Consider the following 19,210-nt stretch of genomic DNA (forward strand, 5'->3'; position numbering starts at 1 on the left):
CTTACCTCACGGATCTGATTCGGGCGACGGCGAGGGCGCCGCCGAAGGCGAAGAGCGCGGACAGGATGAAGAGTCCCTGGAAGCCGCCGAGCCAGGCGACCACGGCGGCTCCGAGCAGGGGCGCCATGGCCTGCGGCACGGCCGTCGCGATGTTCATGATGCCGAGGTCCTTTCCCCGGGTCGCGGGGTCGGGCAGCACCTGCGTCGCGAGCGCCTGGTCGACGCTGAGGAAGCATCCGTAGCCGGCGCCCAGCAGCCCGGCGGCGATCATGGCGACCGACAGCTCCGGCACGAAGGCGAGCAGCAGCGCGGCCACCGCCTGCAGCGTCGACGACACGAACACGAAGATGCGCCGACGGCCCAGTCGGTCGCTCAGGGCGCCGGCGCCGAGCGAGGAGAGCACCACGAAGACCATGTAGATCAGGGTGAGCACGATCAGGTCGTCTTCGGCGTTCTCGTCATTCAGGCCGTACATGAGGAAATACAGCAGCAGCGTCGTGCCGAGCGCGTTGCCCGTGTTGACGAGGATGCGGCCGAGCAGGGTCCAGCCGAAGTCCGGGTACAGGCGGGGACTGATCCACAGTTCGTCGATCAACCGCCCGCGCGGTACGCTGCGTGCGGCCTCGCGGGTCAGCACCTCGTCGTCGCCGAAGATCAGGAAGGGCGCGACCAGGAGGACGAGCAGCACCGCCATCGCGGCGTATCCTCCGAACTGACCGGTGAACAGGGTGAGCACGAGGACAAGGCCGAGGATCGTGCCGATCGCCTGCGGAGCGGAGATCCACCCCGACACGAAGCCGCGCTGGCCCACGGGAACCCGGTCGGAGATCGTGGCCGTGAGCGCCGCGGTGAGGACGCAGAAGCCGATGATCGAGAGGGTCCAGAAGACGCCCATGCCGACGAAGCCCTCCTGCAGGCCCAGAAGCAGCAGCGAGACCGCGAACAGCAGTGCGCCGCCGGCGATCCACGGGCGCCGCCTGCCGAAGCGCGAGGTCGTGCGGTCGGAGAGGAGTCCCGTGACGGGGAAGGTGATGAAGGCCGCGACTCCGGCGATTCCCGAGATCACCCCGAATGCGACCACGTTGTCCACCCACGACGCAGCCCCCAGGCGCTGCTCGATCTGCACGGGCAGCAGCAGCTGCACCGGCGTGAGCTGGGCCATCCAGACGCCGAGCCAGGCGGCCGCGAAGAGGGCGATCCAGCCGCCCCCGACACGACGGACGGGTTCGGCGAACACGCTCATGCGGCGACCGCCAGACCCGCGACGGAATCGGCCGCGAAGTCGAGCGCCCGTGCGGCCGCTTCGTCGTCCCGAGTGACGAGCCACGAGAGGGTGACGCCGTCCAAGACCACCACGAGGATGCGGGCGACATCGACGATCGGCATCGTCCAGGTCACATTCCAGAGCTCTGCCGCGGTGGCGAGGGCGTCTTCTGCCAGGGAGTGGTAGCGCTCGTACTGCCGGGAGGCGACCGCTTCGAGTGCGGGCGTGCGCAAGGCGTACTGGGTCAGTTCGAGCATGGCCTTCTCTCTGTGCGGGTCGGAGCGCAGATACTGGAGGTACCGCTCGAGCCCGAGTCTGACGGTGTCGCGAAAGGACTCCCCCGGAGCGAACGGCGGCAGCATGGCCCCTCGCTCGGCCTCGACGACCACGTTCACCAGCTCGGCCATGAGTGCGTCTCGAGACTCGAACGCGTAATGGAAGCTCGCGAGGGCCATTCCCGCCTCCTGGCAGATCGCTCGAACGCTGGCCGACGCCACGCCCCGGGCGGCGACGACCCGGAAGGCTGCGGCGACGAGCTCGACTCGACGGTCCTGTGCGGACATCCTGGTCATCGCGGTTCGCCCTCCCGAGTGGGTCGATCGTCCCACTCCCGCCCAGTATGGCCCGCAGACTGTTTCGGGCGTGTGAAATGTTTGACTTCGAGTCGCAAAGGCCCCTAAATGGGAGGTACGTGACTCTCTTCGTGCCGGCAACACCACACGCCGCAGCAACGCGCCGCCGTGCTGCCGTCGTGGCGACCGCCGGCGCCATCCTGGGCATCGTTCTGAGCGTGCTCGTCGCACCGGGTCTCTCCGCATCGGCGACCGAGACCGACCCGACGCCCACCCCGTCACCCGACTCCACCGTCGCGATCGCCACGCCCGTGATCGAGCGGCCCGCGGCATCCGAGCTCGTGGGCGACGCCATCACGTTCAGAGGCACCGCCGAGCCGTCGGCGGGCATCGACCTGTATTCGGAGGCGGGTGGCCAGCCCCTCTGCAGCGTCGTCGCGAACCCCTCGGGGGTGTGGACGTGCGAGGTGACCCTCGAGTCCACCTCGTCGGTCACCGTGCGCGCCGTGCAGACCGTCGACGGTCAGACGTCGGAGACGAGCGTGCAGATCTCCGTGCTGAACGCGCCCACGGCCGGGCCCGGCGGCGGCGGAACGGTGTCGAGCGGAACCGTCATGGGCTCCGGCCTTCCGGGCGCGACGGTGACAGCGGCGGTCGGCGGAGTGTCGTGCACCGCGACGGTCGATTCCACCGGCTCGTGGTTCTGCGCCCTGCCCGCCGGCACCACCAGCGGAAGCTATCAGCTGACCGCCAGCCAGGTCGCGCCCTGGAGCGGCGGCCGCTCGTCGGCATCCAGCGCACCGACCGAGCTCACCATCGATGTCGACGCACCCGCCCCGCCGGCAGTGACCATTCCCGCGAGCCCCGTGCCGGCGACCGGCGCGACCTTCTCCGGAACCGGCGAGGACGGGGCGACGGTGACCCTGTTCGCCGGCCCGCATTCCCTGTGCCAGGCCGTCGTGACGGCCGGTCGCTGGTCATGCACCTCAGCCGCGATCGACATCGGCAACTATGAGGTGTCGGCCATCCAACAGGACGCGGCCGGCAACATCAGCACGGAGAGCGCCCGGGTCTCGGTGGCCTTCGGCACCGCCGCGACCGCGACGCCCGCGCCGACGCCTCAGCCGAACTCGTCCACGCCCGAGCCCGCGCCGACATCCACGGTACCGCCGACCCCCGCCGACGGCGATCTTCCGGCGGCGACCCCCGAGCAGCCGCAGGCCCAGCCGGATGCGTCGGCCCAGGCTCCGACAGCCGTCACGCCGGGCGGGTGGTCGGCCGCGACACGGTTCAGCGCGGGTATGAAGCCGGCATTCGGAAGCGCCGGGGCCATCGACTGGACCCTGGCCTTCGGCATCGGGCTGGCGATGGTCGCGCTCCTCGCCGTGCCCGCGCGGCTTCTCGCCGGAACCCTGCGCGGGCTGCGTTCGGCGCCGTCCGCGGCCGCCTCGAAGGGTGCGCGACTCACGGGTCGCAACCGCTCCCGTCACCAGGAGTTCGAGTCCGCCCCGGCGCTGTCGTGGAACACGCGTGTCACGGGCGCCTTCGCCCTGGTCGCGACCGCGACCATCACCGTTCTCAGCGCGCCGGTGGCCGACGAGCCGGCCTATCTGCGCCTGCTGGTGGCCGTCGCCCTCGGCATCGTCGCGGTGAACGCGGTCGCCGTCCTGGTTCCCCGGCTGCTCGCACGCTGGGTCTTCGACGTATCCGTCGACATCCGGCTTCGCCCGATCTACCTTCTGGTCTCGGTGGGTGCGACCGTGCTCTCGCGCACCCTCGACCTCGATCCCGCGCTGGTATTCGGCATCGTCTTCGGCCTCGCCCTGACAGCGCCTGCCTCGCGACGCGCACAGGGGCGCCTGGCGGCTCTCCAGATCGGGTCTCTCCTGGTGATCGGCGTCACCGCCCTGCTCATCTCCGGTTCCTTCTCTGTGAGTGCCGGAACGGTCGGCGCCTTCGTCGCGGAGTTCGTGAACACTGTTGCGCTCGCCTCCCTGGGCGGCGCCGCCTTCCTGCTTCTTCCGATCGCCAACCTTCCCGGGCGGCAGATCCTGCGCTGGCGGCGGCTCGTGTGGCTCGTCCTCGCGCTGGCCGGATTCACGTTGCTCGCGGGCGTGCTCTCTTCGGCGCTCGGCGGACTCGGCGGCGGTGCGGGCATCATCCTGATCGCACTGCTGTCACTGGTCTTCGCCGCGGTCTGCGTCGCCGTCTGGCTGTGGGTGAGATTCGTGCGTTCTCCCGCTCACGACGAGAGCAGCACTCCCAGCGCGTAGCCTCCGACCGCGAGCGCCACGCCGACCGAGAGATTGAGCAGGCACGACAGGGCGGCCACGCCGCTGCGCCCGTCTCGAATCAGAGCCACCGTCTCGACGCTGAAGGTGCTGAAGGTGGTGAGGCCGCCGGCAACCCCGGTGATGAGCACCAGGCGCACATCAGTCGACAGCGCCAGGGTCGAGGCGAGGCCGGCTGCACAGCCCGCGAGCGCAGACCCCACGCCGTTGACGACGAGCACAGCCCACGGAAAGCGACGGAGGCGCGACGAGGACGGGCGCGAGGCGACCCAGGTGCTCACGGCATAGCGCACGACCGCCGCGAGACCGCCGGAGAGCACCACGATCAGGGCGAGGAAGGGCGTCATCCGGCGACCCGCTTGCGTGACCGTTCTCCCAGTCGAATGCCGAGGACCGAGGCGCCGAGGCCCAGAACCAGGGTGACCACCAGATACACGACGGCGAGAACCACCTGGGGCGGTGTGGAGACCGTCAGGAGCACCAGCGCCAGAATCACGGCCGAGAACGTCGTGAACGACCCGAGCAGGCCAGGGCCGAGGGCCGCCTTCAGAACCGACGACGCGCCCCGAGCGAAGAGGCCGCCCGTGAGCCAGCCCAGAACGAAGGAGCCGACCACGTTGATGAGCAGCGTGCTGAGGGGGAACTGCGCGTCGGAGTGCGGGACTGCCGTATCGAGGCCGAGTCGCAGACCGCTGCCCAGCACACCCCCGAGGAATACCGCGACGAGGTGGGTCAGCGGTCGGTTCTGCACACGGGGAGGTTACCCCTTTTCACCCCGGAATGCGTGCACGGTTCCTGGGCGTCGGCGGTCGATGGCAGGCTCGAGTCATGACGACATCCGAACCCGCCCAGACCGCGACCGACATCCTGCGCTCCCTGGTCGGTCGGCCCGATGCCGAGTTCCACGAGGGTCAGGCCGAGGCGATCGACGCCCTCGTCACCGACCGCAGCCGAGCGCTCGTCGTGCAGCGCACCGGGTGGGGCAAGTCGGCCGTCTACTTCATCGCCACGCTGCTGCTGCGGCAGCGCGGTGCCGGTCCCACCATCCTCGTGTCTCCCCTGCTCGCACTCATGCGCGACCAGGTGGCCGCCGCCGCCCGGGCGGGAGTCACGGCCGCGAGCCTCAACTCCGCGAACACCCACGAGTGGGAGTCGATCAAGGAGCGGCTCGCCCGCAACGAGATCGATGTGCTGCTGGTGTCGCCCGAACGGCTCAACAACCCCCGCTTCCGAGACGAACAGCTGCCCGAGCTCGTGCGGCGCACCGGCCTGCTCGTCGTCGACGAGGCGCACTGCATCTCCGACTGGGGCCACGACTTCCGCCCCGACTACCGCAGGCTTCGCACGCTGATCGCCGAGCTGCCCCCGGGCGTGCCGGTGCTCGCCACGACGGCGACGGCGAACTCCCGGGTCGTCGCCGACGTGGCCGAGCAGCTGAGCGTCGACGCGCAGGGAGCCGACGCCAATGCGGTCGTCACTATCCGGGGGCCGCTCGCCCGCGCGTCGCTGCGGCTGGGCGCCCTGAGGCTGCCCGACGCGAAGGCCAGGCTCGGCTGGCTGCTGACGCATCTCGATCAGATGCAGGGCAGTGGCATCATCTACTCGCTCACGGTGTCGGCCGCCGAAGACACGGCGCGGCTTCTCCGGGAGGCGGGCCATGAGGTGCTGGCCTACACCGGTCGCACCGATCCTGCCGATCGCGAGGCCGCCGAGGCGAAGTTGAAGAACAACGAGGTCAAAGCGCTCGTGGCGACGAGCGCGCTCGGAATGGGGTTCGACAAGCCCGACCTCGGTTTCGTCATCCACCTCGGCGCTCCGTCGTCACCCGTGGCGTACTACCAGCAGGTCGGCCGCGCCGGCCGCGCCACGGCGAATGCCGACGTGCTCCTGCTGCCCGGCAGAGAAGACCCGGAGATCTGGCACTACTTCGCCACGGCATCCATGCCCGACGACAGGCGCGCCCGCGCCGTGCTCGACGCGCTCGACGCGGAGTCCGGGCCACTGTCGACCCCCGCGCTCGAGGCGCTCGTCGACCTGCGCAGAACCCCTCTCGAGCTGCTGCTCAAAGTGCTCGACGTCGATGGCGCGGTGTCGAAGGTGCAGGGCGGCTGGCGCTCGACGGGCCTGCCCTGGGTCTACGACGCCGAACGGTACCAGCGCATCGCCGCCGAACGGGTGGCCGAGCAGCAGTCGATGCTCGACTACGAGACGACCACCGGGTGCCGAATGGAATTCCTGCAGCGCGCCCTCGACGACCCGACCGCGGCGCCGTGCGGACGCTGCGACAACTGCACGAGCGCCTGGTACGACAGCTCGATCGCGTCGGGCGACCAGGTCACGGCCGAAGCCGCTCTGCAGCGGGTCGGCGCGGTCATCGAGCCACGCACGCAGTGGCCCACCGGCGCGTCGGAGCGTGGCGTCTCCGTGAAGGGGCGCATCGCCGTCGACGAGCGCGTCGAACCGGGTCGAGCGCTGGCCCGGCTCACCGACCTCGGCTGGGGCGGAACGCTGCGGCAGCTCTTCGCGGCGGGCTCGCCCGACGAGGCGGCGAGTCCCGCGCTCGTTCACGCCTGCGCTCGCGTGCTGGGCGAGTGGCCGTGGAGCGAGCGCCCCGCGGCGATCGTCAGCATACCGTCGAGGCGACGGCCCGTTCTCGTGCGCTCGATCGCCGATGGACTGTCCCAGCTGGGCAGGCTCCCCCACCTCGGATCACTCGATCTGGCAGGCGGGGGCCCCGACGGCGCGCCCGGCGGCAACAGCGTGTACCGCCTCTCGTCGGTCTGGCAGCGTTTCGCCGTGGGAGAGCAGCTGTCCGAGCGGCTCCACGCCTTCCACGGCCGACCGGTGCTGCTCGTCGACGATCTCGTCGACAGCCGATGGACCATCACGGTCGCGGGCCGCGAACTGCGTCGACACGGCGCCGGCAGCGTGCTGCCCTTCGCTCTCGCCCTGCAGATGTAATCTCGGTCAGATGAGCACCGCAGACGCAGGGCAGAACACCTCCGAGGCGCGCATCCGTCGGCGCATCCCCGAGCAGCTCGACCCTATCGAGCGAATCGAGCCCCAGCCCGACTTCCGCGTCGATCTCGAGCGCATCAGATTCTCGCCCTATTTCTCTCGGCTGTCGGCGGTCACCCAGGTCATCTCGCAGGCCGGGGCCGGTCCCGTCATCCACAACCGACTCACCCATTCGGTCAAGGTCACCGCCGTCGCCCGGTCTATCGCGGTAATGCTCGAACAAGACCAGGGCGACACCGGTCGCCTGGTGCGCGAACTCGGAGGATGCGATCCCGTCGTCGTGCAGGCGGCGGCCAGCGCGCACGATCTGGGGCACCCGCCATTCGGCCACCTCGGAGAACAGGTTCTCGACCGGCTCGCGCGCGAGCGCCTGAACCTCTCCGAGGGATTCGAAGGCAACGCCCAGACCTTCCGTATCCTCACAGAACTCGACGCGTGCGATGCCACCGAGCAGGGCCTCAACCTCACCGCCGCGGTGCGCGCGGGCGTCCTCAAGTACCCCTGGCTGCGGGCCGAATGGCAGTCGCGGGTGCGAACCGACATGCCCGACGGTATGCCCCGGGGCGTCGGATCGCAGCGCAACGGCGGGGCCGACAAGTTCTCGGCCTACACGCTCGACGCCGACGAGCTGCGCGAGGCCCGCTCCGCCTTCCCCCGCATCGGCGAGTGGCGTCAGACCGTCGAATGCTCGGTCATGGACATCGCCGACGACATCGCCTACTCGATCCACGATCTTGACGACTTCTACCGGGCCGGCGTCCTGCAGCAGGCCTCCGTCTCCGCCGAGCTGCGCAGCTGGCTCCGCGACCAGGCACGGCTGTCACGACTCGATGAGCAGTCGCTCGAGGCGAGCGCCCGCACACCGGGCCATGCCCTCGAACTGGTGCGCCGGCGCATCCATGCACGCGATGCGTGGAACGCGTCCGACGACGCCTTCAGAGCCGCCGTGCAGAAGGTCAGCGAAGACCTCGGAGACGGGCTGCTCTCGGTTCCGTTCGACGGCTCGATGGGAGCCGAGCGCGCGATCTCGTCGTTCACGCGCAGCTGGATCAACAGGCTGCAGCGCTCCATCGTCGTCGACCGCGACCCTCATGTCAGGAGCGCGCATGTGAGGCTCGGCCAGCAGGCCTGGCACGACGTGGTCGTTCTCAAGTTCGTTCACACGCGTTTCGTGCTCGAGCGACCCGACCTCGCGACCTATCAGCGCGGCCAGGGTCGCGTGCTCGAGACTCTCGTCGAGGGCTTCCGGGCCTGGCTGTCCGACGACGACGACGCGGCTCGCGCGCCCCGTCGCCTGGTCGAACTGGTGCAGGTCGCCACGGCCGGATACTTCCGTCTGCGGTCCGACTCCCCCGAGCTGCTGCGCGGTCGCACCGACGACGAGAGCCTCATCGCCCGCGGCCGCGGGCGCGGCATCGTCGACTACATCGCCTCGCTCACCGACAGCCAGGCAATGGGGGTGGCCGCTCTGATCAGCGGCACGTCGGAGCACCTGTGGGAGAGCGGAACGGGCATCTAGCCCATCCCGCTCTCGCGCCCTACAGGTTGATCATGTGCCCCTTGAGCCCGTGGAATGCCTCCTGCAGGGCCTCGCTCAGGGTGGGGTGCGTGTGCACGTTGCGTGCCAGCTCGGTCGCCGTCAGGTCCCACATCTGCGCGAGGGTGAGCTCCGGAAGCAGCTCCGACACGTCATGACCCACCATGTGGCCACCGAGCAGCTCACCGTACTTCGCATCGGCGACCAGCTTGACGAAGCCGGCCGGCTCGCCGAGCCCGTGGGCCTTGCCGTTGGCCGTCATGGGGAACGTCGAGACGAGCACGTCGTGCCCCTCGTCGCGCGCCTGCTGCTCGGTGAGGCCGAAGCTCGCGACCTGCGGCTGGCAGAACGTTGCCCGCGGCATGTTGCGGTAGTCGCCGAGCGACTGGGTCTCGGCGCCGGCCATCGTCTCGGCGGCCACGACGCCCTGCGCCTCGGCAACGTGCGCGAGCTGCAGCTTGGCCGTGACGTCGCCGATGGCGTAGATGTTCGGAACGTTGGTACGCATGTGGTCGTCGATCGCGATCGCTCCGCGCTCGGTCAGCTGAACGCCCGTCTTGTCGAGTCCGAAGCCCTCGACGCGCGGTGCGAAACCGATCGACATCATGACCTTGTCGACCTCGATCGACCCCTGCGCGCCATCCTTGGCGGTGTACGAGACGGTGACGGACGAACCGTTGTCGACGATGCTCTCGACCTTCGTCGAGGTGAGCAGCGTGACACCCAGCTTCTTGTACTGCTTGGCGATCTCCTTGGACACGTCGACGTCTTCGTTCGGAAGGGCCCGGTCGAGGAACTCGATGATGGTGATCTCTACGCCGTAGTTGCGCAGGATGTAGGCGAATTCCATTCCGATGGCGCCGGCGCCGACGATGACCATCGACTTGGGCAGCTCGCGGGTCAGGATCTGGCTCTCGTAGGTGACCACGTTGTCGCTGAGGGTCACGCCGGGGAGGAGTCGAACGGTCGACCCGGTCGCGATGATCGCGTTGTCGAACGTGAGCTGCTCTGCCGTTCCGTCGGACTTGGCGACCGTGAGGGAGTGGCTGTCGTCGAACGAACCCCGGCCGTCGTACTCGGTGATCTTGTTCTTCTTCATGAGGAAGTGCACGCCCTTGACGCGCCCGTCGGCCACCTTGCGGCTGCGGTCGAAGGCCGCGCCGAAGTCGAACGAGGCCTCTCCGGAGATTCCGAACTCCGTCGCCTGGGTGGCGAAGATGTTCGCCAACTCGGCGTTGCGGAGCAGAGCCTTCGACGGGATGCAGCCGACGTTGAGGCAGACACCGCCCCAGTACTTCTCTTCGACGACGGCGACGCTGAGTCCGAGCTGCGCGGCACGGATGGCAGCCACATAGCCGCCGGGGCCGGCTCCCAGAACGACGAGGTTGTAGTGAGCACTCATTATGTTTTAGGACTTCCTTCGGTTTGCACGAGGTCTTTCACGTGCAACTCTATTCGCCTATGCGCGAGTGCGACCCCAGCCTGTGCCACGTGCGGTTGTGGTAGACGAGCGGCTCGGCGGAATCGGCCTCGTCCGAGGTGCCCGACTGCAGGGCGTGCACGGCGATCACGGTCGAGCCCCCGGCATCCATGCGTTCGATGACCCGGCCCCTGATCCAGGACTGGGCCGCCGGGAAGTAGGGCTCACCGGTGATCAGCCGATCCCAGATCGACGTGTCGGCGAAACGGTCGATGCCGCTGGTGGCGCAGAGCGTCGCGAGGTCGAGCTGCTGCGCGCCGAGAAGATGCACGACCACGGTGTCTGCCGCACGGATCGTCGGCGCACTGGAGGACTGGCCGGAGACGGAGAACACAAGCAGGGGCGGCTCCGCGCTCACGGAGAACACCGAGGTGGCGGTGAGGCCCACGGGGCCGTCGCCCGCATCGGCCGTGATCACGGCGACCCCGGCCGGATGGTTTCGGAACACGGCCTTGAACGAGTCGGCGTCGAGGCCCGCGCTGTCGGAGATGGGCTCGACCGAGCCGACGTGCCGGGTGCCGCGTGCAGAGGTGTGCAGTGTCATGAGAGTCAGCCTTCACCCGACAGGCCGTGGACGGAAGTCGTGTGACTCTCTGTGACACCGTCGCACGATTCAGGCACCTCGGAGGTGCATCTACGTATCCTCAACTGTTATGCCTGAATCCTCGTCACGTGTCCTGTCGGCGGCGAAGCCCTGGCTGAAGCTGCTCGGAGCGAGCGTCATCGCCGGTGTCCTCGTCACCGCCCTCGCCGTTCCCGCCGTATCGCTCACGAGCGCAACGGTCTCCCGCTCGGTCGGCCTGTTCGAAGACCTGCCCTCGACTCTCGACATCGGGGCGCTGTCGCAGAAGTCAGAGATCTACTCGACGAACACCGATGGATCGAACACGCTGCTCGCGACGGTCTTCGACCAGAACCGCCAGGAGGTCGGCTGGGACGAGATCGCCCCGGCAGTCAAGGACGCGGTCGTCTCGACAGAGGATCCGCGGTTCTACGAGCACAACGGCGTCGACCTGACATCGACCCTGCGCGCGGCACTCAGCAACCTCACCTCGGGCGGCGTCGAGAGCGGTGCGTCGACCATCACCATGCAGTACGTGAAGAACATCCTGGTGCAGCGGGCCGAGACCCTCGACAACGAGGCCGACCGCGAGAAGGCCTACGCCGAGGCGACCGACACGTCGCTCGACCGCAAGCTCAGCGAGATGCGGCTGGCCATCGGCCTCGAGAAGAGGTACGACAAGGACCAGATCCTGCTGGGCTACCTGAACATCGCCAACTTCGGCGGGTCGGTCTACGGCATCGAGGCGGCCGCCAACTACTACTACGGCACGACGGCCGCGCAGCTCACGGTCGCGCAGGCCGCGAGCCTGATCGCCACCGTGAACGAGCCGAACGGCCTGCGCATCGACGAGCCCGAGAACATCGAGGCGAACAAGGCCCGCCGCGACGTCGACGTGCTCGCATCCATGCTCAAGCAGCACACCATCACGAAGGCACAGTACGACGAGGCCGTCGCCACCCCCGTCACCCCGGCGATCACCGAGCCGTCGACGGGATGCCAGACCGCGGCATCCGGCGCCGCCTACTTCTGCGACTACGTGACCTGGATCGTCAAGAACGACCCCACGTTCGGCGCCACGGCCGACGAGCGCTGGTCGAACTTCAAGACGGGCGGATTCCAGATCTTCACGACTTTGAACCCCACCCTTCAGGCCAACGCGAACGAGACCATGACGGAGTACGTGCCCGCATCGAGCGACGAACTCGACCTGGGCTCGACCATCGTCACGGTCGAACCGGGAACGGGCCGCATCCTCGCGATGGCGCAGAACAAGAGCTACGTGGCCGGAGAGTCGACCGACCCCGGCAGCACCTCGCTGAACTACAACACCGACCAGGGCTATGGAGGGTCGAGCGGGTTCCAGGTCGGCTCGACCTACAAGGTGTTCACGCTTGCGGAGTGGCTCAAGCAGGGCAACACGCTGGGCGAACGGGTCAACGGCAATCCGCAGACCTTCGATCGCGCCGACTTCACGAATTCCTGCGTCGACATCAGCGGCGAGCCCTACGCCCCGAAGAACGACAGCGGTTCCCGGCCCGGCACCATCACGGTGCAGTACGCCCTGACGGACTCGGTGAACAACGCCTTCATCGCCATGGCCGAAGACCTCGACCTCTGCCAGATCCGCAACACGGCCCAGTCGCTGGGAGTGCACCGCGCTGACGGAGGCGAACTCGGCTCGAACCTCGCCGACATCCTGGGCACCCAGACGATCGCGCCGCTGACCATGGCCGCCGCATACGCCGGTATCGCGGCCAACGGTGTCTATTGCAAGCCCATCGCCATCGATCGCATCCTCGACGCCTCGGGCGCTGAGCTCCAGCCTCCCCAGGCCGACTGCGCCCAGGCCCTCGACCCGTCGGTCGCGTCGACCCTCGCCTACGCGATGAAGGGGCCGATCCAGAGCGGAACGGCGACAGCCTCGAACCCCTACGACGACGTCGAGCACATCGGCAAGACGGGCACCACCGACAACGAGAAGGACACGTGGATGATCGGGGCGAGCACGAGGGCCGCCACCGCCGTCTGGGTCGGCAACGTCTCCGGCGACGTCTCGATGACCGATGTCGAGACGAACGGGTACTCGGGCTACAGCGTGCGTCACCGCATCTGGAAGTCCGTGATGACGGCGAACGACGAGGTCCTGCAGCCGGCCGCCGACTTCCCCGATCCCGACGACGACCTGGTCTACGGGTCCGGCTCGGGATCGAACTCGAGCGACGACTCCTCCACCGACGCCCCCGCTACGACGACTCCGACCCCCACGACCGATCCGACACAGCCGGGAACCGTCCCGACTCCGCAGTCCAGCGTCGCGCCCGCGCCGGCCCCGGGAGACGACGGCACCGTGGGCCGCGGCGACGAGGATCAGACCGGCCAGAATTAAGGCTCTTGCCCTTCGGGTCAGCGAGGCGTAACGTACAACCAAATGGTTGTACATGAGCTGACCGAATCCGAGATCGACCGCATCTTCCAGGCACTGGCGGATGCGACGAGGCGCGACATCGTGAGCCGTGTGCTCGTCACGGGCCAGTCGGTGACGGCGCTCTCCGAGCACTACGACATGAGCTTCGCCGCCGTGCAGAAGCACGTGACGGTGCTCGAACGTGCGCTCCTCGTGACGAAGGAACGTCGCGGAAGAGAACAGCTCGTGCACAGCCGTATCGACACGATCGGCAGGGCCCAGACGCTGCTGAACGCGTTCGAGCAGATCTGGGCGCAGCGCGCCCGCCGCATCGACGACATCCTCGCCGAAGACCCCTGAAGGAGAAGCCATGACCATTCTCAGCGTCGACAAGGACACAGACGCACTCACCCTCACGTTCGTCGCCGAATTCGCGGCCGACGTCGACAGGGTCTGGCAGGTCTGGGAGGATCCGCGCCAGCTCGAGCGCTGGTGGGGCCCGCCCACCTGGCCCGCCACGTTCACCGCACACGAGCTCTCGGTGGGCTCCCGCTCCTCGTACTACATGACAGGGCCCGATGGCACGAAGGCCGGCGGTTGGTGGCTCGTCACGTCAGTCGACGCCCCCACGCGACTGGAGTTCGACGACGGTTTCGCCGATGAGGACGGCAACCCCGACGACTCGATCGAGCCCGTGCGCGCGATCGTCACTCTGGAATCGGTCGACGGAAAGACACGGATGACGACGCTGAGCAGGTTCGTGAGTGTCGACCAGCTCGAGAAGATGGTCGAGATGGGCATGCAGGAGGGCATGACGCTCGCGATGGGTCAGATCGACGCGATCCTGGCGGAGTGATGCTCGAGAACCTGGCCGATGCGCTCTCTGCACCCGCCGCATCCGGTGCCGGCTCGAGTGGCCTTGCCCACGCACACGACCGTGGTGTGACCCGCCTCAGCCGCCGCAACGATGCCGGCGACGGTGACGGCGTTGCACCAGCAGACGGTGGAGTCCGGGGCGAACGCATCGCCGGCCGCCGATGAGTCGATGTCGGGGCCGTCGTGGCGAAGCAGCACCGACCGGTCGGTGGGCAGCTCGCTACGACGTTCGAACAGCAGCGTGAGTTCTGCCGCCGTTCGGGGCATTCCGACGCACACCATCCCCTCGAGAACGCCTGCGCGGGTGATCATCTTCACGTAGCGTCCGTGCTCGGCGTCCATCCAGCTCGACACCCGCAGCGGCGGATCGACCGGGCATCCTGCTGCATGGCCGATCGATGGACCGTGCACATCCGCGTTGAGATCGTCGAACACGTCTCGTGAGACGTCTCCGACAGCGACGACGTCGATGCCGGATGCCTTCAGCATCACCACCGGACGGGGATCGGCGCCCAACGGCTCAGGGTTGCTGTGCCCCTCTGCGACGGCGACGAGGGTTCGGGCGAGCCAGTCGGCCTGCCTCCACCCGGGCCCGATGAGGCCCGCGGGTGCACCGACCGGCGGGGCCTGCGAGTCACCGGGCCGAGGCGGCGGAGCGATCTGCGCGCAGTCCCCGATCGCATGGATGCGCTCGTCGGTCCAGCTCGTGAGGCTCTCGTCGACCAGGATGCCTGCGGCGACGTCGAGCCCGCACAGTCGCGCGAGCTCGCTCCGAGCACCGACGCCGCAACTGAGCACGAGCAGGTCGGCGAAGATCTGCTTGCCATCGGCGCACACGAGCGCGTCGAATCGCTCGACACCATCGGCATCGGTGCGGAAGAGAACGCTCTCGGCGGGAGAATGCGAGATCATGCTCACCGCCGCCGCTCGGGCTCCACGCGCCAGGAGCAGTCCAGCACCGCGGTCGAGCTGCCGCGCCATCGGGACCTCCCCGTGGTACACCACACCCACCTGAGCCCCCGCTTCGGCGGCGGCCAGGGCGATCTCCATTCCCAGCACCCCCGCGCCGAGCACGAGTATCCGCTGGCCGCGTTCCACCGCGCGAGCGACGGTCGTCGCGTCGGCGAGGTCGCGCAGCACGGTGACCCCCCGAGGCAGCGGAGCGCCTGCGTCGTCGAGCCGATGAGCCTCTTCGGACGGTCGACGATGGTCGCGCCTCAGCCGGGTGATGCCCGCGAGCGTCGGAATATTCGCCCGGGCACCGGTGGCCAGCACGACCCTGTCGTACGCCAGTGCGGATCCGTCGCTCAGCACGACTCTGCGGCGGGTTCGTTCGATCGACACGGCGGTGACGCCTGTCAACACGGTGACGCCCGCAGCACGGGCCTCGTCCGGATCCGTGAGGTCGAGCATCTCGCGCTCGGCCCGCCCGACGGCGAGCTCCGCGATGAGCACTCTGTTGTAGGCCGGGTCCTGCTCGGCACCCACGACGGTCACCTCTACGAGGCCGTCGGAAGCGGCCGGCAGGAGTTCGTCGACCAGGCGTGCGCCGACAGGACCGTACCCGATCACAACGACGCGCAGCGGTGAATCAGGCACCGACGACCTCCTGTCTGCGGGCGGGATCCGCGGGCTGGATCCGAACCGTCGTCCGCTTGAATTCGGGCATGCCGGAGATCGGGTCGGTGAGCTGCTCCGTGAGGAGATTGGCGCTCTGGTCTTCGGCGAAGTGGAACGGCAGGAAGACCGTGTCGGGACGGATCTCGAGGCTCAGGTCGGCACGGCACAGCACCGTTGACTCGCCGCGGGCGAGCTCGACCCAGGCGCCATCGTCGATACCATGAAGCTCCGCCGTCGCCGGATGGATCTGCACGCGGGCCTCCGGCTTCGACTCGAGCAGTTCGGGCACGCGGCGCGTCTGGGCTCCGGACTGGTAGTGCTCGAGCAGTCGCCCGGTGATGAGGGTGACGACACCGTCCTTCTGCGCGGCAGCCTTCTGTTCGTGCGCCTTCACGGGAACGAGTCTGGCGAGTCCGTCGTCGTGCGCGAACCGGTCGCCGAAGAGCCGCGGCGTGCCGGAGGACCCTCGAGGGAACGGCCAGTAGGCGGCGATAGAGTCGTCGTCGAGAATGTCATAGCTGATCCCGGAGTAGTCGGCGATGCCTCCCTCCGAAGCCCGGCAGAGCTCATCGAACACGGTGGGCGCGTGAGTGCTGAACGTTCCGGGTGACTTCAGCCGGCGAGCCAGTTCTGCGAGTATCCACAGCTCGCTGCGGACCCCGGGCGGCGGCTCTGCGGCGAGGCGTCGGCGCAGCACCCTGCCCTCGAGATTCGTCATCGTCCCCTCCTCCTCCGCCCACTGGGTGACCGGCAGCACGACGTCGGCGAGCCGTGCCGTCTCGGTGAGGAAGAAGTCGCAGACGACGAGAAGGTCGAGGCGCGCGAGCCCGGCCCGCACGGCAGAGACGTCCGGCGCCGAGACGACCACGTTCGATCCGTGCACGAGAAGGCAACGCACGCCGCCGGGTTCGCCGAGCGACGCGAGCAGTTCGACGGCGGGCAGACCGGCGACGGGCAAAGCAGCCTCGTCTATTCCCCACACAGCCGCGACGTGTGTGCGCGCGGCCGGATCTGAGATCTTGCGGTAGCCGGGGAGCTGATCGGATTTCTGGCCGTGTTCACGGCCGCCCTGCCCGTTGCCCTGCCCGGTCAGCGTGCCGTAGCCGCTGCCTTCTCGACCGACCAGCCCGAGCACGAGAGCCAGATTGATGGCGGCCGTCGCCGTGTCGGTGCCGTTCGCGTGCTGCTCGACGCCCCGACCGGTGAGGATGTAGGTGCCGGCGCCGGCGCCGGATGCGAGTCGTCGCGCGATCGCACGCAGCTGGTGTGCGGGCACCCCCGTCTGCGACTGCACGCGCTCGGGCCACCATTCGCTGACGCTGCGACGCACGCCATCGAATCCAGTGGTGCGGCTCCGGAGATAGCCGACGTCGTGCAGTCGTTCGGCGATGACGATATGCGTGAGCCCGAGAAGCAGGATGAGGTCGGTTCCCGGCGTCGGCTGCACGTGAACGCCTGCCCCGTCTTCGGTGAGCCGCGCAGTCGGCGATCGACGCGGGTCGACGACGATGAGGCCGCCCGCAGCACGCGCGCCCGCGAGGTGGCCGATGAAGGGCGGCATCGTCTCCGCGACGTTCGATCCGAGCATCATGATGGTCGAGGCGCCGTCGAGGTCACTGAGGGGAAAAGGCAGGCCGCGGTCAAGACCGAAGGCTCGGTTGCCCGCAGCGGCCGCCGAGGACATGCAGAAGCGACCGTTGTAGTCGATGCGGGACGTGCCGAGCGCGACCCGCGCGAACTTGCCCAGCTGGTAGGCCTTCTCGTTCGTGAGCCCGCCGCCGCCGAAGACTCCGACCGAGTCGGCCCCGTAAACCCTTCGGCTCGTCGACACTCTCCGGGCGACCTCGTCGAGCGCATGCTCCCAGGACACCGGAGAGAGCCGTCCGTCGGCGCCCCGCAGGAGGGGTGTCGTGATCCGCTCCGGCGAATCGATGAGCTCCGCCGAGGTCCACCCCTTCTTGCACAGGCCGCCTCGATTCGTCGGGAACTCACGCCCTGACACCGTGAGCGACAGGCGTCGTCCGACGTACGGGAGGGCGGCCGGGGCCGAGGTCGTCAGTGTCATCGCGCACTGCAGGGCGCAGTACGGACAGTGAGTCTTCGCGTCGGTGGAGGTCATGCTCAGATGCGCTGGCCCGCGAAGGTCGAACCGCGGCGCAAGTAGACGAGCCCGGTGACGGCCATGAGCGCGATATAGGCCACGACGAAGATATACAGGGCGCTGCCGTAGTCGCCTGTCGCGGTCTTCGACAGGCCGAGCATCTGCGGAATGATGAATCCCCCGTATGCGCCGATCGCCGAGATGAGCCCGAGCGACGCCGCCGTCTTGCGCTGCGTGGACACGTCGCCCGAGTTCGTCGATGCATCGGCCACACCGGAGCGGGCGGCGAACACGCTCGGAATCATGCGATAGGTCGATCCGTTGCCGACCCCGCCGGCGATGAAGAGCAGGAGGAAGCATCCGAGGAAGATCCAGAAGTTGTTCATGCCGATGGTCCAGGTCACCGCGAGCGCGCCGACAGCCATCACAGCGAACGCCGCCATCGTCACACGCGCTCCCCCGAAGCGATCGGCGAGCCGGCCGCCATAGGGCCTCGAGAGCGAGCCGACCAGCGCACCGAGGAACGCGAGCGAGAGGGAGGCGGAGCCCACGGCGAACGTCGAGAACTCAGGGAACTGGTCTGCGATCAGCTTGGGGAACACGCTGGCGAATCCGATGAACGATCCGAAGGTGCCGATGTACAGCAGAGCAAGAATCCACAGGTGCGGCTCCCTGAGGGCGGCAAGCGAGGCGGAGAAGTCGGCCTTCGCGCTCGAGAGGTTGTCCATGTGCCGGTACGCGCCCCACATCGCCACGAGGATGAACGGGATCCAGATCCATCCGGCGAGCGGGAGGGTGAGGGTCGTCGCGGCCCCGATGGTGATGGCGATGGGAACGATGAGCTGTGCGACCGAGGCGCCGAGGTTTCCTCCCGCAGCGTTGAGTCCGAGCGCCCATCCTTTCTGGCTCTGAGGATAGAAGTACGTGATGTTCGACATCGAGCTGGCGAAGTTGCCTCCGCCCAGTCCCGCGAGAGCAGCGACTGTCAGCATCACACCGAACGGGGTGTCGGGGTTGCCGACGCAGATGGCGAGTCCGGTCGCAGGAATGAGCAGCAGCCCGGCCGAGATGATCGTCCAGTTGCGGCCGCCGAATTTCGGCACCATGAAGCTGTAGGGAAAGCGGAGGGTCGCCCCCACGAGGCTGGGGATGGAGATCAGCCAGAAGATCTGCCCGGTATCGAAGGTGAATCCGGCCGCGGGAAGAGAAACGACGACGATGCTCCAGAGCTGCCAGATAACGAAGCCGAGGAACTCCGCGAAAATCGACCAGCGGAGGTTGCGGGCAGCTATCCGCTTTCCGCCGTTCTCCCATTGATCGGGATCCTCGGCGTTCCAGTTGTCGATCCAGCGGCCAGGGCGCATCGACAGCGCCGGGACCTCGTTCTTCGACGTGTCGAACAGTGCGGAGGGAGTTTCGGTGTGGGTCAAGACGTTCTCCGTCGATCGGTGGTGCGCGGGGTGGATGGGCTGACGCTCATGA

15 protein-coding genes are annotated in these 19,210 nt (G+C 68.4%); 6 read left to right on the top strand and 9 right to left on the bottom strand.

Going from position 1 to position 19,210, the window contains the following annotated elements; all coding sequences use genetic code 11:
- Position 1 precedes the first annotated feature (1 nt).
- Positions 2 to 1,243 (bottom strand): MFS transporter, encoded by a 1,242-nt coding sequence (locus ASF06_RS12270; RefSeq protein WP_055947424.1) that lies wholly within the window; start codon positions 1,241 to 1,243, stop codon positions 2 to 4.
- Complete coding sequence (locus tag ASF06_RS19715) at positions 1,240 to 1,836, bottom strand: TetR/AcrR family transcriptional regulator (RefSeq protein WP_162237702.1); 597 nt, start codon at positions 1,834 to 1,836, stop codon at positions 1,240 to 1,242. Before ASF06_RS19715 ends, ASF06_RS12270 begins: the two co-directional genes overlap by 4 nt.
- Positions 1,837 to 1,967: 131 nt before the next feature.
- Here ASF06_RS19715 and ASF06_RS12280 point away from each other — a divergent pair, with 131 nt between their 5' ends.
- A complete protein-coding gene (locus ASF06_RS12280; protein WP_162237703.1) occupies positions 1,968 to 4,109 on the top strand; it encodes an Ig-like domain-containing protein in 2,142 nt (713 codons plus the stop codon).
- Here ASF06_RS12280 and ASF06_RS12285 read toward each other — a convergent pair.
- Complete coding sequence (locus tag ASF06_RS12285; RefSeq protein WP_055947433.1) at positions 4,079 to 4,474, bottom strand: fluoride efflux transporter FluC; 396 nt, start codon at positions 4,472 to 4,474, stop codon at positions 4,079 to 4,081. The two genes, ASF06_RS12280 and ASF06_RS12285, sit on opposite strands and share 31 nt — an antisense overlap.
- Positions 4,471 to 4,878 carry a FluC/FEX family fluoride channel gene (locus ASF06_RS12290; protein WP_055947436.1) on the bottom strand — a complete coding sequence of 136 codons (408 nt, stop codon included), beginning with the start codon at positions 4,876 to 4,878 and terminating at the stop codon, positions 4,471 to 4,473. The genes ASF06_RS12285 and ASF06_RS12290 overlap by 4 nt, the downstream gene beginning before the upstream one ends.
- 77 nt (positions 4,879 to 4,955) lie before the next feature.
- Here ASF06_RS12290 and ASF06_RS12295 point away from each other — a divergent pair, with 77 nt between their 5' ends.
- Both ASF06_RS12295 and ASF06_RS12300 read left to right on the top strand, forming a co-directional pair.
- Positions 4,956 to 7,088: a RecQ family ATP-dependent DNA helicase gene (locus ASF06_RS12295; protein WP_055947438.1), complete on the top strand. Its 2,133-nt coding sequence runs from the start codon at positions 4,956 to 4,958 to the stop codon at positions 7,086 to 7,088.
- A 10-nt stretch (positions 7,089 to 7,098) separates the two neighbouring features.
- A complete protein-coding gene (locus tag ASF06_RS12300; protein WP_055947441.1) occupies positions 7,099 to 8,664 on the top strand; it encodes a deoxyguanosinetriphosphate triphosphohydrolase family protein in 1,566 nt (521 codons plus the stop codon).
- Between the two features lie 19 nt (positions 8,665 to 8,683).
- On the opposite strand, the gene lpdA is transcribed toward ASF06_RS12300, so the two are convergent.
- Entirely contained in the window at positions 8,684 to 10,084 is a 1,401-nt protein-coding gene (lpdA, locus tag ASF06_RS12305; protein ID WP_055930110.1) for a dihydrolipoyl dehydrogenase, read from the bottom strand.
- Between the two features lie 49 nt (positions 10,085 to 10,133).
- On the bottom strand, positions 10,134 to 10,706 hold the full coding sequence (locus ASF06_RS12310) for a flavin reductase family protein (RefSeq protein ID WP_082500913.1): 573 nt from the start codon (positions 10,704 to 10,706) through the stop codon (positions 10,134 to 10,136).
- A 109-nt stretch (positions 10,707 to 10,815) separates the two neighbouring features.
- Here ASF06_RS12310 and ASF06_RS12315 point away from each other — a divergent pair, with 109 nt between their 5' ends.
- From ASF06_RS12315 to ASF06_RS12325, 3 genes are read left to right on the top strand one after another with little or no spacing between them, the layout of a single operon-like run.
- Positions 10,816 to 13,113, top strand: a complete 2,298-nt coding sequence (locus tag ASF06_RS12315; protein WP_055947444.1) for a transglycosylase domain-containing protein — start codon at positions 10,816 to 10,818, stop codon at positions 13,111 to 13,113.
- 42 nt (positions 13,114 to 13,155) lie between these two features.
- Positions 13,156 to 13,491, top strand: coding sequence for an ArsR/SmtB family transcription factor (locus tag ASF06_RS12320; RefSeq protein ID WP_055930114.1), 336 nt, complete (start codon positions 13,156 to 13,158; stop codon positions 13,489 to 13,491).
- Between the two features lie 10 nt (positions 13,492 to 13,501).
- Positions 13,502 to 13,987 (top strand): SRPBCC family protein, encoded by a 486-nt coding sequence (locus tag ASF06_RS12325; RefSeq protein ID WP_055947447.1) that lies wholly within the window; start codon positions 13,502 to 13,504, stop codon positions 13,985 to 13,987.
- Here the strand turns inward: ASF06_RS12325 and ASF06_RS12330 are convergent.
- Genes ASF06_RS12330 through ASF06_RS12340 form a run of 3 tightly spaced genes read right to left on the bottom strand, consistent with a single transcriptional unit; the run spans position 13,960 to position 19,158 of the window.
- Positions 13,960 to 15,606: an FAD-dependent oxidoreductase gene (locus tag ASF06_RS12330; RefSeq protein ID WP_157439198.1), complete on the bottom strand. Its 1,647-nt coding sequence runs from the start codon at positions 15,604 to 15,606 to the stop codon at positions 13,960 to 13,962. The genes ASF06_RS12325 and ASF06_RS12330 overlap by 28 nt on opposite strands.
- Positions 15,599 to 17,692, bottom strand: a complete 2,094-nt coding sequence (locus tag ASF06_RS12335) for a molybdopterin oxidoreductase family protein (RefSeq protein WP_442853931.1) — start codon at positions 17,690 to 17,692, stop codon at positions 15,599 to 15,601. Before ASF06_RS12335 ends, ASF06_RS12330 begins: the two co-directional genes overlap by 8 nt.
- 56 nt (positions 17,693 to 17,748) lie before the next feature.
- Positions 17,749 to 19,158, bottom strand: coding sequence for an MFS transporter (locus tag ASF06_RS12340; RefSeq protein WP_055947456.1), 1,410 nt, complete (start codon positions 19,156 to 19,158; stop codon positions 17,749 to 17,751).
- Between the last annotated feature and the right edge of the window lie 52 nt (positions 19,159 to 19,210).

The organism is Agreia sp. Leaf244 (genome assembly GCF_001422695.1).
In the GTDB taxonomy this organism is placed as follows: Bacteria; Actinomycetota; Actinomycetes; order Actinomycetales; family Microbacteriaceae; genus Agreia.

What these genes read in the sequence shown, in the direction of transcription:
- ASF06_RS12270 (WP_055947424.1), bottom strand. Translation starts at nt 1,243, where the DNA reads ATGAGCGTGTTCGCCGAACCCGTCCGTCGTGTCGGGGGCGGCTGGATC.
- ASF06_RS19715 (WP_162237702.1), bottom strand. Translation starts at nt 1,836, where the DNA reads ATGACCAGGATGTCCGCACAGGACCGTCGAGTCGAGCTCGTCGCCGCA.
- ASF06_RS12285 (WP_055947433.1), bottom strand. Translation starts at nt 4,474, where the DNA reads ATGACGCCCTTCCTCGCCCTGATCGTGGTGCTCTCCGGCGGTCTCGCG.
- ASF06_RS12295 (WP_055947438.1), top strand. Translation starts at nt 4,956, where the DNA reads ATGACGACATCCGAACCCGCCCAGACCGCGACCGACATCCTGCGCTCC.
- ASF06_RS12300 (WP_055947441.1), top strand. Translation starts at nt 7,099, where the DNA reads ATGAGCACCGCAGACGCAGGGCAGAACACCTCCGAGGCGCGCATCCGT.
- lpdA (WP_055930110.1), bottom strand. Translation starts at nt 10,084, where the DNA reads ATGAGTGCTCACTACAACCTCGTCGTTCTGGGAGCCGGCCCCGGCGGC.
- ASF06_RS12310 (WP_082500913.1), bottom strand. Translation starts at nt 10,706, where the DNA reads ATGACACTGCACACCTCTGCACGCGGCACCCGGCACGTCGGCTCGGTC.
- ASF06_RS12315 (WP_055947444.1), top strand. Translation starts at nt 10,816, where the DNA reads ATGCCTGAATCCTCGTCACGTGTCCTGTCGGCGGCGAAGCCCTGGCTG.
- ASF06_RS12320 (WP_055930114.1), top strand. Translation starts at nt 13,156, where the DNA reads ATGGTTGTACATGAGCTGACCGAATCCGAGATCGACCGCATCTTCCAG.
- ASF06_RS12325 (WP_055947447.1), top strand. Translation starts at nt 13,502, where the DNA reads ATGACCATTCTCAGCGTCGACAAGGACACAGACGCACTCACCCTCACG.
- ASF06_RS12335 (WP_442853931.1), bottom strand. Translation starts at nt 17,692, where the DNA reads ATGACACTGACGACCTCGGCCCCGGCCGCCCTCCCGTACGTCGGACGA.